The sequence below is a fragment of the Thermodesulfobacteriota bacterium genome (assembly GCA_040754335.1).
GTDB lineage: Bacteria > Desulfobacterota_D > UBA1144 > Nemesobacterales > UBA2774 > 2-12-FULL-53-21.
Genome location: JBFMCV010000007.1, coordinates 39612 through 55730 on the forward strand (window position 1 = coordinate 39612; position 16119 = coordinate 55730).

General features: G+C 54.8%; 14 protein-coding genes. 9 read left to right on the plus strand and 5 right to left on the minus strand.

What is annotated here, in order from left to right; genetic code table 11:
- The first annotated feature begins 4 nt into the window (after positions 1-4).
- From aroQ to AB1598_13470, 3 genes are all read left to right on the plus strand, one after another.
- Positions 5-451, plus strand: a complete 447-nt coding sequence (gene aroQ / locus AB1598_13460) for a type II 3-dehydroquinate dehydratase (GenBank protein MEW6146012.1) — start codon at positions 5-7, stop codon at positions 449-451.
- Positions 452-521: 70 nt separating this feature from the next.
- Positions 522-2216, plus strand: a complete 1695-nt coding sequence (gene recJ, locus AB1598_13465) for a single-stranded-DNA-specific exonuclease RecJ (GenBank protein MEW6146013.1) — start codon at positions 522-524, stop codon at positions 2214-2216.
- An 86-nt stretch (positions 2217-2302) separates the two neighbouring features.
- The gene (locus AB1598_13470; protein MEW6146014.1) at positions 2303-3190 is read left to right on the plus strand and encodes a prohibitin family protein; all 888 of its coding nucleotides are present in this window, start codon (positions 2303-2305) and stop codon (positions 3188-3190) included.
- A 335-nt stretch (positions 3191-3525) separates the two neighbouring features.
- Here the strand turns inward: AB1598_13470 and gcvP are convergent, their stop codons facing one another.
- The 5 genes from gcvP to AB1598_13495 all read right to left on the minus strand — a co-directional run bounded on the left by gcvP (position 3526) and on the right by AB1598_13495 (position 10771).
- Positions 3526-6429: an aminomethyl-transferring glycine dehydrogenase gene (gene gcvP / locus AB1598_13475; protein MEW6146015.1), complete on the minus strand. Its 2904-nt coding sequence runs from the start codon at positions 6427-6429 to the stop codon at positions 3526-3528.
- A 119-nt stretch (positions 6430-6548) separates the two neighbouring features.
- Entirely contained in the window at positions 6549-6941 is a 393-nt protein-coding gene (gene gcvH / locus AB1598_13480; protein MEW6146016.1) for a glycine cleavage system protein GcvH, read from the minus strand.
- 12 nt (positions 6942-6953) lie between these two features.
- Positions 6954-8048 (minus strand): glycine cleavage system aminomethyltransferase GcvT, encoded by a 1095-nt coding sequence (gene gcvT, locus AB1598_13485; protein ID MEW6146017.1) that lies wholly within the window; start codon positions 8046-8048, stop codon positions 6954-6956.
- A 394-nt stretch (positions 8049-8442) separates the two neighbouring features.
- The gene (locus AB1598_13490) at positions 8443-9159 is read right to left on the minus strand and encodes a hypothetical protein (GenBank protein ID MEW6146018.1); all 717 of its coding nucleotides are present in this window, start codon (positions 9157-9159) and stop codon (positions 8443-8445) included.
- A 112-nt stretch (positions 9160-9271) separates the two neighbouring features.
- The gene (locus AB1598_13495) at positions 9272-10771 is read right to left on the minus strand and encodes an acyl-CoA synthetase (protein MEW6146019.1); all 1500 of its coding nucleotides are present in this window, start codon (positions 10769-10771) and stop codon (positions 9272-9274) included.
- A 686-nt stretch (positions 10772-11457) separates the two neighbouring features.
- Between AB1598_13495 and def the strand changes: the two genes are divergently transcribed.
- The 6 genes from def to AB1598_13525 all read left to right on the plus strand — a co-directional run bounded on the left by def (position 11458) and on the right by AB1598_13525 (position 16073).
- Entirely contained in the window at positions 11458-12012 is a 555-nt protein-coding gene (def, locus tag AB1598_13500; protein MEW6146020.1) for a peptide deformylase, read from the plus strand.
- Between the two features lie 50 nt (positions 12013-12062).
- The gene (locus AB1598_13505) at positions 12063-12512 is read left to right on the plus strand and encodes a hypothetical protein (protein ID MEW6146021.1); all 450 of its coding nucleotides are present in this window, start codon (positions 12063-12065) and stop codon (positions 12510-12512) included.
- The gene (gene budA, locus AB1598_13510; GenBank protein MEW6146022.1) at positions 12509-13300 is read left to right on the plus strand and encodes an acetolactate decarboxylase; all 792 of its coding nucleotides are present in this window, start codon (positions 12509-12511) and stop codon (positions 13298-13300) included. The genes AB1598_13505 and budA overlap by 4 nt, the downstream gene beginning before the upstream one ends.
- Positions 13301-13322: 22 nt before the next feature.
- Positions 13323-14147 carry a cyclase family protein gene (locus tag AB1598_13515; GenBank protein MEW6146023.1) on the plus strand — a complete coding sequence of 275 codons (825 nt, stop codon included), beginning with the start codon at positions 13323-13325 and terminating at the stop codon, positions 14145-14147.
- A 17-nt stretch (positions 14148-14164) separates the two neighbouring features.
- Positions 14165-14560, plus strand: a complete 396-nt coding sequence (locus AB1598_13520; protein ID MEW6146024.1) for a DUF6573 family protein — start codon at positions 14165-14167, stop codon at positions 14558-14560.
- Positions 14561-14930: 370 nt separating this feature from the next.
- Positions 14931-16073 (plus strand): cysteine desulfurase family protein, encoded by a 1143-nt coding sequence (locus AB1598_13525; protein ID MEW6146025.1) that lies wholly within the window; start codon positions 14931-14933, stop codon positions 16071-16073.
- The last annotated feature ends 46 nt before the right edge of the window (positions 16074-16119 follow it).

Sequence of the window (16119 nt, forward strand, 5' to 3'; positions counted from 1 at the left end):
ACACATGAAGATACTCATCATACACGGACCTAACCTGAACATGCTCGGCAAGCGGGAGCCTTCGATATACGGCGCAAACACGCTCCAGGAGATAAACAGGCTACTCAGGGAAGAGGCGAAGAGACTCGACGTCAAAACCGAGACATTCCAGTCGAACTCGGAAGGGGAGATCGTGAGCAGGATACAGGACGCGATGAAGAAGTCGGACGGCATTCTCATCAACCCCGGCGCGTACACGCACACGAGCATCGCCATAAGAGACGCAATACTGTCAGCCGGGCTGCCCGCGGTGGAGGTCCACATCTCGAATATATATAAAAGGGAGGACTTCAGGCAGAAGTCCTTCATATCGGGGGTTTCGGTCGGAGTCATATCCGGGTTCGGCTCGGACAGTTATATTCTCGGCCTGAACGGGCTCGTCAACTACCTCAGGGGCCGCGATTCGGGCTGAGCAGACGGCCTGAGCAAATCCCCGCGACGGCCGGGATCGAACATATCGTACAGCTTGCATTTCCGCTCCCATGAAGAAAAACTGGACAATAAAAAAAGAAAACCCGAAGCTGAGAGACAGGATTTCGAAAAACCTCCGTATCTCTCCCCTCACGGCTCAGATACTCATAAACAGGGGTATCGGAAGCGAAGCCGAGGCCAACCTGTTTCTCAACAGCACGCTCTTCGACCTCCCTTCGCCTTATCTGATGAAGGGAATGGACAAGGCCGTGGAGCGAATCAAGCGGGCGATCGAGAACAGGGAAAAAATTGCGATCTACGGGGACTACGACGTGGACGGGGTCACGTCGACCGCGCTTTTCTACACTTTCCTCAAGAGCCTGGGAGCGGATGTCATTTTCTACAACCCCGACAGGATAAAGGAAGGGTACGGGGTAAATATCGAGGCGGTAAAAAAGCTCGCAGGAGGAGGCGTAACGCTCTTAATCTCGGGGGACTGCGGAATAACCGCAGTGAAAGAGGTCGAGGAGGCGAAGCGGCTCGGAGCCGATTTCATCGTGACCGACCACCATAAGCCTCCGGAGGAGCTGCCGGACGCTGTAGCGATACTCAATCCCCAGTTATCCGACTGCAAATATCCCGGGAAAAACATCGCGGGTGTCGGAGTGATGTTCAACCTGGCGGTCGCGCTCAGGCGCGCGCTCAGGGAAGACGGCTTCTTCAGACAAGGGGAGCCTAACCTGGCCGACTACCTGGATCTCGTCGCTTTAGGGACCGTGGCGGACTGCGCGCCGCTCATGGACGTGAACCGTATATTCGTGAAAGAGGGTATAAAGAGGATGGAGAATCCGAAGAGAACAGGGGTGCTCGCACTAAAGGAAGCGAGCAGCATCACCGGGGCGGTGAATACGTACGACCTCGGGTTCAAGCTAGGGCCGAGGGTGAACGCTTCGGGAAGGCTGAGCACGGCGGGAAAAGCCGTCGAGCTCTTCATATCGGACGACATCGGGAGCGCGAGGGAGATAGCGAAGGCCCTCAGCCGGGAGAATTCGGAGAGGCAGAATATGGAGGCAGAAATTTTCGCCGAAGCCGTGAGTCAGATCGAATCCGACCCCGGCATACTCAACGCGAATTCAATAGTGCTCGCGTCGACCGGATGGCATCCGGGAATAATCGGCATAGTCGCATCGAGGATAGTCGAGAAATACGATAAGCCCGCGATACTTATAGCCATAGACGGAAAGGGCCTGGGGAAGGGCTCGGGAAGGAGCGTCGAAGGCGTGAATATATACAGCGCTATCTCCGAATGCCGGGAGCTCTTCGAGCAGTTCGGCGGACACGAGCTTGCGGCGGGGCTCTCCATCAGAGCGGAAAAGATAGACGAGTTCAGGGCGATGTTCGAGAATGCAATCGCGGGCTCGGGGCACGCTTACAAGCCCGGGCTGGATATCGACTGCGAGGTGGAATTCCCGGAGCTGACGGACGAGCTCCTCACCGAGTTCGGCATGCTGGAGCCCTACGGGATAGGGAACCCGGAGCCGGTGCTCGTGGCCCGTTCGGTGGAAGTCCTCTCGCAGCGGACGTTCAAGGACAAGCATCTCGGACTGAGGGTGAAACAGGGAACGAAATCCTTCGAGGCGATATGGTTCAACTCCGGGGAGGTCCCGGAGCTGCCCGGCAGGATCGATCTCGCATTCACGCCGGAATTCAACAAGTGGAACGGAAGGAGAGATATAAGGCTCAGGGTGCTCGACGGAAGATGGTAGCAGCGCATTAAAATCCACCTCATGTAACTGACCATTTCCGGCTATATTTATAACCTCATAACAAAGAAGCAAAGGGGGGTTCCAGAATGTCAATAAGACCGGGTTTGCAAAGACTGAATTTTCTTTACCCTATTTTGATCATCGTCATAATAATCCTCGCTACGAGCTCGTTCGTCATAGTGGAGAGCGGGCACGTCGGCGTCGTAAGGACACTCGGGGCGGTACAGCCCGTGCCGCTCTCTGAAGGCTTCCATTTCAAGAAGCCGTTCGTCGACAAGGTCGAGCAGATAGACGTGAGGCTCAACAAGGCGCAGTCGAAGTCCGCGGCGGCGTCCAAAGACTTACAGACGGTCCAGACCCAGGTCACGGTGCAGTACTCGCTCCTGGGACCCGCGGCTCCGGAGACGTTCCAGAAGATAGGCACGCGCGACGTGGTTGCGGCTACGGTGATCGAGCCCGCGATCCAGGAGTCCGTGAAAGCTATCACCGCCCAGTACACGGCCGAGCAGCTCGTGACGAAGAGGGCCGAGGTCAAGCTCCAGATACAGGAAGCCATAGACAACTTCATCGACGTAACCTTAAAAGACAAAAATGTCCCGGCAGCCCTCAAGATCTCGAACGTCGCGATCACCGATTTCGAATTCTCGGACGAGTTCAACAGGGCGATCGAGCTCAAGGTGAAGGCGGAGCAGGAGGCGCTCCAGGCGAGGAACGAGAAGACCAAGAGGGTCACGCAGGCGGAAGCCGCATATCAGGAGCAGAAGCTCGCCGCCGATGCCGCCGCATACGACATAGAAGCACGCTCGAAAGCGAAGGCCGACGCGATCGCGCGTGAGGCGAAGGCGCTCAAGGACAACCCGGAACTGATACAGCTGAGAATGTCCGAGAAATGGGACGGCACACTGCCGAAGTTCACGGGGGGAGATGCGATTCCGTTTATAGACATCAATTCGGTGATTAACGATAAGCAGTAGCCGCTTGGTAGACGTAATTGTAGATGCCAAGCCTGAGCTTGCTTAAGGAGTTGGAATATATAAAGAGGGCAATTTATGTTTTCCTCTTTTCCCGTCCTGAAAACAAGTTCAGGACAGGGTTCAGCATTACAGATAAAAAAGAAATATAAATCCACCCTAGCCCTCCTTTGCTAAAGGAGGGTATGAAAAGCTAAGGCAAACAATAGATTTCTCGGCCGCGCCTCGAAATGACAGGGTATGTTAGGTTTTCAGATGGTCGCGGCAAGATGCCGCTCCTAGGGGCATGACGCAGGGATACACGATACAGAATAAAGACTAGATTCCCAAGGACGGGACTACTCCTCGTAGGACTTAATATCCGGGCAGGTGCAGACTAGGTTCCTGTCGCCGTAGGGGTTGTTTATCCTGCCGACAGGGGGCCAGAATTTGTACTCCTCCAAATATGGGAGCGGATATGCCGCCTTGTGCCTGGGATAGGGGTGATTCCATGCATCTCCCGAAGCCTCACGAACCGTGAGGGGGGCGTTCTTGAGCACGTTGTCCTCTCGGTCTGCTGCCCCTTCGGCGATCTCCCCTACCTCTTGATTTATCGAGAGCAGCGCGTCACAAAAGCGGTCGAGCTCGGCTTTCGCTTCGCTCTCCGTAGGCTCTATCATTACGGTCCCGGCGACGGGCCATGAGACGGTGGGCGCGTGGAACCCGTAATCCATGAGCCTCTTGGCCACGTCCTCGACCTCGATGCCCGCGTCCTTCTTGAAACGTCTCATGTCGAGTATGAATTCGTGAGCCACCCTTCCGCGTGATCCCGTATAAACCACGTCATAGACCTTTTCGAGTCTCGATTTAATGTAATTGGCGTTGAGTATCGCGTATTTCGTCGCGTCCGTAACGCCGTCCTTCCCGAGCATCCTGATATACGCATAGGAGATGAGCAGTATGCTCGCGCTCCCCCAGGGGGCCGACGCCACTGCGTGGATCGGCTTCTCTCCCCCGGTCTTTACGAGGGCGTGGCCGGGCAGGTAAGGCGCCAGATGCCTGCGCGCGCATATAGGGCCCATTCCGGGACCGCCTCCGCCGTGGGGGATGCTGAATGTTTTATGGAGATTCAGGTGGCAAATGTCGGCGCCGATTATGTAGGGGTTAGTGAGACCCACCTGAGCGTTCATGTTGGCCCCGTCCATATAGACCTGGCCTCCGTTCCTGTGGACGATCGAGCATATCTCCTTTATCTTCTCCTCGAAAACTCCGTGAGTCGAAGGATAAGTGACCATGAGCGCCGCGAGCTCGTTTTTATGCTCTTCCGCCTTCTTCCTGAGCGAGCCGAGGTCGATGTTCCCGCGCTCGTCGCAATCTACGACGACTACTTTCATGCCCGCGAGAGCGGCGCTCGCTGGGTTAGTGCCGTGCGCCGAAGACGGTATGAGCGCCACGTTCCTCCGGCCCTCGCCCCTGTCCTTGTAGTAAGCCCTTATGACCATGAGACCAGAATATTCGCCCTGGGCCCCGGAGTTGGGCTGCAGCGAAACAGCGGGGAAACCCGTGATCACGGACAGATAACGCTCGAGCTCCCTGAATATTTTTGAATAACCCCGCGTCTGGCTTGCTGGCGCGAACGGATGGAGCTTCGAAAACTCGGGCCACGTTACCGGGACCATCTCCGTCGTAGCGTTGAGCTTCATGGTGCAGGACCCGAGAGGTATCATCGACGTCGCGAGCGAGAGGTCCTTGCTCTCGAGCTTTTTTATATACCGGAGCATCAGGGTCTCTGAGTGAAAGCTGTTGAACACAGGGTGTGTGAGGTAAGGGCTCTTACGCGCGAGTCCGGACGGTATCCTCGGACCCGAATCCCCGCTGCCGGGACCGATATTACGAGCCTTTGATTCCGAACCTAGCGAGCTGGAAAAGACTTTCACGATTTCCCGTATATCGTCAGGACTCGTCGTTTCATCGAGAGAGATTCCGATATGGCTGCCGTCTATGTAATTGAAATTGATCCGGGACTTTTCAGCGTACGATCTGATTTTATCCATGAGCGGACCGGAGCCCTCTCCGAGGTCCATTTTCAACGTATCGAAGTAATGCTCGTTCCTCTGTGCGACTCCCAGCCTGATAAGCTCGCTTTCGAGCACGGCCGCCGACCTGTGAATTCTCGCTGCTATGGCCTTGAGACCGGAGGGGCCGTGGTAGACCGCGTACATGGAGGCCATGATCGCGAGGAGCGCCTGCGCGGTGCATATGTTCGAGGTCGCTTTCTCTCTCCTGATGTGCTGCTCCCTCGTCTGTAGCGCCATCCTGTATGCGGGGTCCCCGTGGGAGTCTATAGATACGCCGATTATCCTGCCGGGTATCTGGCGAGCGAACCCTTCCCGCGTCGCGAAGTATGCGGCGTGCGGACCTCCGAACCCCATGGGGACGCCGAACCTCTGCGCCGAGCCTATGACGGCGTCCGCCCCGAACTCCCCGGGGGACGTAAGGAGCGCGAGGGAAAGGAGATCGGCTGCGACGGCCACGAGCACGCCCCGCTCGTGCGCTTTATTTATGAAGTCCGAGTAGTCGTGAACCCCGCCGTCGGTATCCGGATACTGGAGGAGCGCACCGAAGACGCCTTCACCGAAACCGAACCGCGCGTGGTCTCCGACGACGAGCTCTATTCCCAGAGGCTCGGCGCGTGTCTTGAGCACGTCTATCGTCTGTGGGAAGCATTTCTCCGAAACAAAGAAGACGTCCCGGCCGTTTGCGCCGGGCTTCCTGTCGGCGACGCGGTGGAGCATAGTCATGGCTTCAGCCGCCGCTGTCCCTTCATCGAGGAGGGACGCGTTCGCGATATCCATACCGGTGAGATCGACGACCATGGTCTGGAAATTGAGGAGCGCTTCGAGACGCCCCTGCGATATCTCCGCCTGATAGGGCGTGTACTGCGTGTACCAGCCCGGATTCTCGAGTATGTTTCTCTGAATTACGCCTGGCGTCGCACAGTCGTAATAGCCGAGGCCTATATAGGACTTGAACAGCTTGTTCATACCGGCTTTCTTTCTTAAATCCTCGAGGAGCTCGTATTCGCTTATACCTTCAGGGAGGTTCAAACTTTTTTTCAGTCTGATGGACGGGTGGACCGTCTCTTCAATGAGCTCGTCCAGGGACTCTGCACCGACTACACCGAGCATGGCATCGAGCTCCGCTTTATCGGGGCCTATATGCCTCCTCGCAAATGTAGGGTATCCGTCCTGTTCAGTTTCCATGTGGCTGTTTATTGCACCGGGATTTTATAATTATATACCGGAGGACCGACCGACCAAATGAATAGACCGGGCTCGATTCACGAATGCGGAGCCCGAAAAGAACCCGTCGTTCAATTCTATTATTCCATTTCCTTCTCTACGTATTCCGCGTACTCTTCGAAGTCCATCAAATCGTTAAGCTCTTTGGGGTCGTAAGGCCTTACCTTTATCATCCACCCTTCCCCGTACGGGTCTCCGTTAATCGTCTCGGGGGCGTCGAGCAGAACTTCGTTGACCTCGACCACGTCGCCGCTCACGGGGGCATAGAGATCCGACACGGCCTTCGTCGATTCCACTGCGCCGAAAGGGTCGCCCTTCGTTATTTCGTCCCCTTCGCTCGGGAGCTCGATATAGACGATCTCGCCAAGGGCGTCCTGCGCGTAATCCGTGATACCGATCACGAGCAAATCACCTTCTTCCATCGCCCATTCGTGATCTCCGGTGTATTTGAGTTCGTCAGGAATTTGCACCATCGTCAGATCTCCTTAATTAATATCCTTTTTATAGAAGGGAATATTTACCACCTGAGCCTCCCTGAAAGTATTCCTAATCTCGATTTGTATCCTGTCGCCGATCGCGACTTCACTTGTTAGATAACCCATCCCTATCGATTTTTCAAGGCTAGGGGATAAAGTCCCGCTGGTAACGCGGCCGATCTCAGTACCGTCCCTGAACACCCTGTAACCCTCCCTCGGTATGCCGCGGTCTATCATCCGAAATCCGTATATGCGGCGTTTGACGCCTTCGGCGAGAACCTTGTTCAGCGCGTCCCTGCCGATGAAATCACCTGCGTCCATCTTCACGTACCTTCCGAGCCCCGCCTCGAAAGGGTTTATGTCGTCGCTTATCTCGTGCCCGTAGAGGGAGTAGCCCATATCGATCCTGAGCGTGTCGCGCGCGCCTAACCCGCAGGGCTTGACCCCGCAAGCCCGTCCGGACTCCGTGAGGCCGTTCCAGAGCGCAGGACCCCCGTCCCAGGGCAGGAATATCTCGAACCCGTCTTCTCCCGTGTAACCCGTCCTCGCCACAAGCATATCCATGCCTTTCCACGTAAACGGAAGAAAATGGAACCTCCTCAGCGAGCTCATATCCGCCGACAGGCATTCCGATAAAATAGTCCCGGAGCGCGGGCCCTGCAGCGCGATCTGCGAGTATTGAGCGCTCCTGTCCTCGATCTCTATATCGTAATTATCGTTGGCCCCGATTATCCATTCGTAGTCTTTCGCCGTGTTCGAAGCGTTCACGCAGAATAAGAAATTATCCTCCGCGAGCTTGTACAAAATCACGTCGTCGACGACACCGCCTTGATGGTTACAGAAGAGCGTGTACTGGGCCTGGAAGTCCCGCACGACGCCGACGTCGTTCGTCGTTATACGCTGGCAGAAGAGCGCGGCTTCCTTTCCCCTTATCTCTATCTCTCCCATGTGACTCACATCGAACAGGCCCGCATCGCGTCTGACTGCGAGATGCTCCTCCCGTAGACCCTCGTACTGAACCGGCATCTCCCATCCCGCAAACTCTACAATCCTCGCTCCCAGCTCTTGGTGGATGGGAAACATCGCCGTCCTCTTTAATTTCACACTAATTGTTTAACGACTCAGAATGGGATTGTCAATAATGGGAAGGGCAGATATTTGGGGGGCTGGGTTAGTGAAGGGAAAAGATTTCTTAATTGATTGAACACTAGGGTAGACCCCCATCCAGCCCCTCCCCCCTTTTTTAAATGGGGGAGGGGAAAAACTGCGTCCTTCGACCCTTCGACTTCGCTCAGGACAGGCTCGCAGATCAGTATTATCAGGGCTCCATTGTTTGGCGAAAGCTGAGGAGTAACAGAGTAATCATATATGAGCGCAGATTCCGCGCCTCAGGACGAACGGGTTTTGTTGAGCACAGCTGGCGCTGAGTATCGTACGCCCGCGGGTGCTCACCCGCCACCAATCGTGTAAAGATTTCGGGTTTATTGCGGAGAGAGTGTCATTCGGCGCCCACGATCGTCACTATGTCCCTGTATCTCTCCGGCACGAGGTCGATGTCGTTCGCATAATTCCGCACTCCGCCCTCGTCGACCCATACATATATGGTTTGCTCACCGGAGGGAGAAGGATTGTAATACTCGACGACGGCATCCTGAGGGGGTTCGGTATATGCATCCCCGGCACCGGAATCGTCCTGACGGTAGTCCTGAGGGGCAGGAGCGCCTTCGAGGAATTGGTTAACCTCCAGATTGCTTGGCCTTTCGAGAGTTGTGCCGAGCGTAGTCCCGTAACCGAATGGATAGTCGGGGTCTATGTAAGCGTAATAACCGGTATAAGGCGGATAGCCGTAGTAACCGAGATAGTAATACGGTGCATAGAGCGGGTTAAATTTATGACGCCACTTGTGGTCGTCATGTTTACCATGCCACTTGTCCTTGCCGCCGTGCCAATTATCCTTGTTACCGCCGGAATCGCGGCGGTTATTATGGGTTTTGTTAAAGTTGTTGCCGGGGCCATTATTCCGGCCCGAGTTAGGGTTAACGCTCATGCCGGCCGTATTATTGGGCCCGGCCTGCTTGTTCGCAGAAAGTTTCGACTGCCCTACTTTTTGACCGAGGTTTCCGCTTTTGGAGCCCAAGCTCTGTCCGTGAGCCCAGAGCGGAAACGACACAACGATCAACGCGAGAGCCAAAGAGAATAGAAGTTTAATGTTCATTACACGAACCCGTCATTCCCTCCCAATACGATACGTATAGTATACGGAATCGGTTCTCTGTTTAACATATCTTTCGTTCGGCAAACCGGCGGGATCGTTGCGGGGGGGCGGCTTAAATGTCTCTGAATAATTCAATGACTCCGGGCTTTATGACCTTGCCCATCTGGTTCCGGGGGAGCTCGCCGACCGTAATGATTCGGGAAGGGATTTTGTAGGGGGCGAGTCTCTCCCTGCACCACTCTCTCAGCGATTGCAGATGCACCTCACCGCCCCTCGAAAGGACGAGGGCGGCGCACACTCTCTCTCCCCACTCCTCGTCCTCGATGCCGACGACGGCGCACTCTTCTATGGAAGGGTGCTCTCTCAGGGCCTCTTCTACCTCTAGCGCCGAAATCTTGTAGCCGCCGCTCTTTATAATATCGACCGACTTCCTACCGAGTATCCTGTAGCTCCCGTGAGCGTCCCTCTCGGCCAGGTCGCCCGTCACGAACCACCCCTCTTCCATGAAAGCCTCTCTCGTGGCCTCGGGGTTGTTCCAGTATTCGAGGAAGACGTTTTTACCCTTCACTATGATCTCTCCTGCCCCTTCTCCCTCGATTACATTCCCGCTCTCATCGATCACCTTTACATCTACTCCCGGGAGCGGCGCGCCCACGCGGCCGGGACGCCTCTCGCCCCGGAGCGGGTTCGAGAGCGCCATACCGATCTCTGTCATGCCGTACCTTTCGAGAAGCACGTGTCCGCTTATCTCCCTCCACTTCTCGAGTGTGCTCACAGGCAGGGCCGCCGAGCCCGAGACCATGAGACGCATCTTCCGGCAGGCAGCGCTCATTCTTTTCTTTTCCTCCTCCCCGGCTTCGTCCCACGTACGTATGAGCCTCGAATATACGGTCGGGACCGCCATGAAGAGCGTGTAATCCCACTCCATGAATTTCTCCCACACGCGCCGGGGATCGAACCCCTGCATCATCTCGCACTGCGCGCCCGTGAAGAGGGCGCAGAGGAGCACGTTCAATATGCCGTGGAGGTGGTGGAGGGGCAGCACGTCGAGAACGAAATCGCTCCGGGACCATTCCCACGCGGTGACTAGGGATCCGATCTGCGCCCCGATGTTTTCGTGTGTCGTGACAACGCCCTTGTGCCTGCTCGTTGTACCGCTCGTGTAAATTATCATCGCCCTCCTCTCTCCGCTCAGACGAGGCAAGTCCCGATGCCGGGAGGAGAGCGCATCCGCGACGGTGATGAATTCCGCATTCCTCTCACCCGCGAGTAGTCTGAGCCTGTCTTCGAATTCAGGCGATGCGATAACGAATCCCGCCCCCGAGTCCCGGAGCGCGTAATCGAGCTCGGGGTCGGGGTGAGATACGCAGAGAGGAACGGCTATGCCGCCCGCGAGCCACACGCCGAGCATGACGGCCGCGTAGTCGAACGAGGACGGGACCATGAACGCGACCCGTTTTTCCCTCAGGTCTTTCTCGTTCGAAAGAAGACACGACGCGACAGAGCGGGCGTAAGCGAGCAGAGCTTCGTAACTGTACGAGCCGTTCCTGTCGATTATCGCTATATCGTTTTCAAATGATGCGAGTCTATCGAAGAACTCCAATCGTGCCATGGATAAATACCGTACTCCTGCCTGTGGAAGTCAGATAATACGCCTGGCTAAAATACCTTATTTCGTCGAAATTCTAGTAATGCCGCTGCATCCATACAGGAATGATACCCGTTCATACTTCGATCCCCCTACGGCTCATAGCCTTTGGGCGACATGCCGCAGGTAGCACGAATTGGTTTTTATCACCCCCATCCTACCCTTCCCCCCTCAAGGGGGAAGGAATTATAAGGAAGGGCGAACGGGATTTGTTAAATGTATGAGTGAAAGGTGACACCCCCACCTTAATCTTAATTTTATTTCATGCAACATTTAACCTGTAGTCGATGTGGTTTCATGCCTTTGTTCAATAGCGACCGATTGCGCAATTTGTATTAATGTCACAATTACCATACACAGCTCCTAAATAGTAATCAGCCGGAAGTGACCAGTTCTTACGCCTGCTCAGAACTGTTGCTTGCAATCGTCCCACAAGGGGGAGGAAATTTATTTGTGGGTATTCACTCGCCGTCGGATTCTGTGAATGTCGGAAAATACAAACCCCCTTCATTACATGTTATACAGGAGAATCCCACCCCTGAGTTTTTAACATCTTCAATTCCGATACTCCGGCTTAATTCAGAGCTATTATTATAATTTATCGGGATTATTTGGTAAAATTAGTCGATAGTCGGAGGGGGCAGCTCATTTTGGATAAAATCGATGCGGGGAAAATTCTGGAGATTGCGGAGATGGGAAACCCCGTGCTCAGGGAGAGGGCGGTGGAGGTCGAGGAGATACACGACCCCGAGCTTCAGAAATTTATCGACGACCTCATAGCGACCGGCAGCAATGCGAACGGCGTCGGAATCGCCGCTCCTCAGGTGAGCGTCAAGAAGCGCATATTCATAATCTCCTCCCGCCCGAACATAAGGTATCCGAACGCGCCTGTGATGGAGCCCGCGGCCGTGATCAACCCCGAGATAATTTCATACTCCGACGAAACGGTGAAAGACTGGGAGGGGTGCCTCAGCATACCGGGCATAAGGGGGCTCGTCCCTCGGCACAGGTCAGTGCATGTCAAATACCTGACGAGGGAGGGAATAATGGAAGAGAAGGATTTCTCCGACTTCATCGCGCGCATATTCCAGCACGAGTACGACCACCTGAACGGTGTGCTCTTCCTCGACCGTATCCTTTCGAGCGCTGATCTGATGACGGAAAAAGAATACGCGAAGCTGCTGCGGAGGGAGACGGAATTGTAGACGTCAAGTAACTCAGTGACAAAAAATGATTTGGAGGAAGGAATTTAAAGTTGAGACAAACCCGGATCGTTGTCTTCTCTAAGCCCGCTTATGGACTCGGAAAGCTTGAAGAAGGTGCACGCGTCGTGATTTTTATGAATATACAAAAAAATGAGAAAGGCTATTTTTTTATCCTTCTTTTCCTTGATGAAAAGAAGCAAAAATCAACCGACTGTACAGAATTGGCTAAAAATCCCAAGTTAACGCTAAAATCTATCAATTCAGCCCATAAGGTGCGATGTAGATTTGACATGCTAGAAGAACTTACGTTGTTGCTCATAAGCAAGGGCGACCGATTCCTTACTTGTTCGGAATCGTCCCCTGATAGATTTTTTAACGCGTTAACAGCTGATTTTATTGACGCCAAATCTGTAATGTCGGGAAATACGGATCGCCCATTATATGTTAGCCCGGAGAGTCCAGCCATGAACTATTTACCATCTACAGGAATGACGGAATGAAGACGACTCTCCTGAGACTATCCACAGCCGCGGCGGCCCTCTTTTTTTTCACCGCCATTACACACGCAGAGGGCGGGAGCGATACGATTTTCCAGACCTCGACCATAGGCGCGCTCATGGAGGGGGTATACGACGGGGACTTCACGTTCGGCGAATTGAAAAAGCACGGGGACCTCGGCCTCGGCACGCTCAACGGCCTCGACGGGGAAATGATAGGAGTGGACGGGGTCTTCTATCAGGTGAGGTCGGACGGGAAGGTCGTTGTCGTGCCAGATACGGCCGTGACGCCTTTTGCGGCCGTGACTTTTTTCGAGCCGGACAGGAGCCTTACTCTCACAAAAGCGCTAAGTTGTAAGGATCTCGAGAGTTATCTCGAATCCCTTTTCCCTTCGAAAAATATTTTCTACGCCGTCAAGATAGAAGGCAGCTTCGATCATGTAAAAACGAGGAGCGTGCCGAGGCAGAAAAAACCGTACCCGCCTCTCACAGAAGTGGTGAAGCGCCAGTCGTACTTCGAGCTCAGCGACATTAAGGGCACTATGGCGGGATTCTGGCTCCCCGCATACGTGAAGGACATAAACGTGGCCGGATTCCACCTGCATTTTATTACACAAGATAAAGAATCCGGGGGACACGTGCTCGACTGCACGGTAAGAGACGTGAAGATTGAAATCGATTACTCGAGAGACCTCGACCTGTCGCTCCCGGAAACGGGCGGATTTTACAACGCGGACCTCACGGAGACGAGCGGGAGTGACGTGAGCAGTGTGGAAAAAGGAAAGAAATAAACTTCGTCGATAAAGGTGAAATATGAAGAACATAATCAAAGCAGCTCTGCTAGTTATTGCCGTGCTTCTCTCCGCGGATTTTACGCGGACGGCATTCTCCGGGGAGGCCGCTCTGCAGTTCTCCGATGGGAAATGGGTAGACCTCACGCACGATTTCGCGGGCAATACGGTCTACTGGCCGACGGGGGAAGGTTTCAGGCTCGAGACGGTATTCCAGGGCACAACAGACAAGGGCTACTACTACGCGGCTAATAAATATACGGCCGAGGAGCACGGGGGGACGCACATAGACGCGCCGCGCCATTTCGCCGAGGGCAGGCAGACACTCGACGAGATACCGCTCGAAAGCCTCATCGGCACCGCCGTCGTGATCGACGTTTCGAAGAAAGCCGCTTCCGACCGTGATTACCAGGCAGGCGTCGCGGACTTTACCGCATGGGAGGGCGCCAACGGAAGGATCCCCGACAACGCCATAGTCCTACTCAATACGGGTTATGCGAAGTACTGGCCCGACAGGGTGAAATACATGGGGACCGACAAAAAAGGACAGGAAGCGATAAAAAACCTCCATTTCCCGGGCCTCGACCCGGCGGCAGCGAAGTGGCTCACGGAGAACCGCAAGATAAGCGCGATCGGCCTCGACACCCCGAGCATAGATTACGGGCAATCCGTGCTTTTCGAAAGCCACAGGATTTTGTTCAAGGAGAACATCCCGGCTTTCGAGAACGTTGCGAACCTGGACTTGGTTCCGGCGAAGGGCGCCCTTGTCGTCGCTCTTCCGATGAAGATAAAGGGCGGGAGCGGAGGGCCTCTCAGGATCGTTGCGCTCATACCTGAAACCGATTAAGCGGGTAAAATATAAGAATGAAGCCCGGCATTCAGACGAGAAAGCAGGCGCTCGAAGAAGGGAAGCAGAGGGACATCACGGAGACGGCGAAGGAAGCGGGCCTGCTCGTCCCCGTCTTTATTACTGCTGCCGTCTGGGATACCTGGATCACGCCCGAGGGGCCGGGCGCGAAGACGGAAGAGGACGAGAAGAGAAGGCTGAGGAGCATACTCGACAAGCTTCTATATTTCATAAGAGTCCACCGCCAGACCAACAAATCCAACCTGATTTACTTTCCGGTGCCGCTCACGAGGGGAGGGAAAGAGGAGAACGTGCAGCTCATGTCGCACCTGGGCCCTCTCGAAAAGGCCGACCGGAGGCCATGCATCACTATTATGACCCCTGAGGAATACGACCTTGAAAGAGAGCCTTGATTGAACCCGCCTGCCGACACGTACGACCCATCCATCTTAAGCCGCGAATTTAGCCGAGGACAAAAGACGATGCAGAGGACGGGGATAATAGTTGAGACAGCCCCGGCTCGGTCCGTCGCCGAGACGAGCGTTGTGACTACGCCGAACTAGCAGTGCGAACGGGTTTGGTTTAGCAGAGTAGGAGCCGAGAGTCGCATGCCTGAGGGGTGCTCACCCGCCGCCGATTCTGTACATGTCGGGAAAAGACGAGATGCTGAAACGAGTTCAGCACGACAAGAAAATTGGAGAATTTCAGCCCGAAGTGTTTAACATTTACATTGACGAACAAAAACCACAGATGATGTATAATATCTTATGACCGGGCAGGGTTATGGAATACAGGGAAATTTATCTCGATAACAACGCAACGACGAAGCCGCTTCCCGAGGTGAGGGAAGAGGTCTATGAGATACTGGGCGACGAATTCGGAAACCCCTCGAGCGCCCATTCCAGAGGAGAAAGAGCGAGGAAGCACCTAGCGGGCGCCAGGGAAAAAGTAGCTGAGCTCATAGGCTCGAAGCCGTCCAAGATCACGTTCACGAGCTCGGGGACGGAGTCGAACAACATGGCGTTTTATTCCTCGACCAGGGACAAGGGGAAGAAATGCCGCATCATCACGACTACCGTAGAACATTCCTCTATAAGGAAGATGTGCAGCTATCTCTGCATCAACGGCGTGGAAATTAAGCTCGTAGAGGTCGACGGTAAAGGCCTGATCGACCTCGACGGGTTCAGGAAAATGATGAACGGAGATACTTCGCTCGTTTCCGTGCAGTGGGTGAACAACGAAACGGGCGTCGTTCAGCCCGTAGTCGAGGTCGGAGAGATGTGCCGTGAGAGAGGCGTGCCTTTCCACACTGACGCGGCGCAGGCCGTTGGAAAGCTCGAAATGAGGGTCGAAGAACTGCCGTTCGATTTCCTTACGTTCACAGGGCACAAATTCCACGGCCCCCAGGGAGCCGGAGCCATCTACACGAAAGACAAATTCCTTCTCGCGCCGATGATGTTCGGAGGGTTCCAGGAGGAGGGTTTCAGGCCGGGGACCCAGAACCTGCCGGGGATAGTCGGGCTCGGCAAGGCCGCTGAGCTGAGAAAGAACGAGCTCCTACGGCTTACGGCATACATGAAGGATGTGAGGGACAGGTTCGAAGCCATGGTGCTCGACTTCGTCCCGGGGACCAGGGTGAACGGCGAAGTAAAGAACAGGGTTTGCAACACCACGAATATCATGTTCGGAGGGATAGACGGGAGGAAGCTCGTAAGGGAGCTCGACGAGGCGGGCGTGAGGTGCTCGCAGAGCTCGGCGTGCACCAACTTCGAGGTCTCGCCCTCGTACGTTTTGTGTGCGATGGGCCTCACGGAGGAAGAAGCGTACTCAAGCATCAGGTTCAGTTTTTCGGTAGAGAACACCCTCGATGAAGCAGACACGGCCGCCCGCATCATAAGAGACATCTGCGAAAGAATGAGAACCTAGCTGACGCACCATTTCCCAGCACCCCCGCTTCTCTCGGACACCTCCG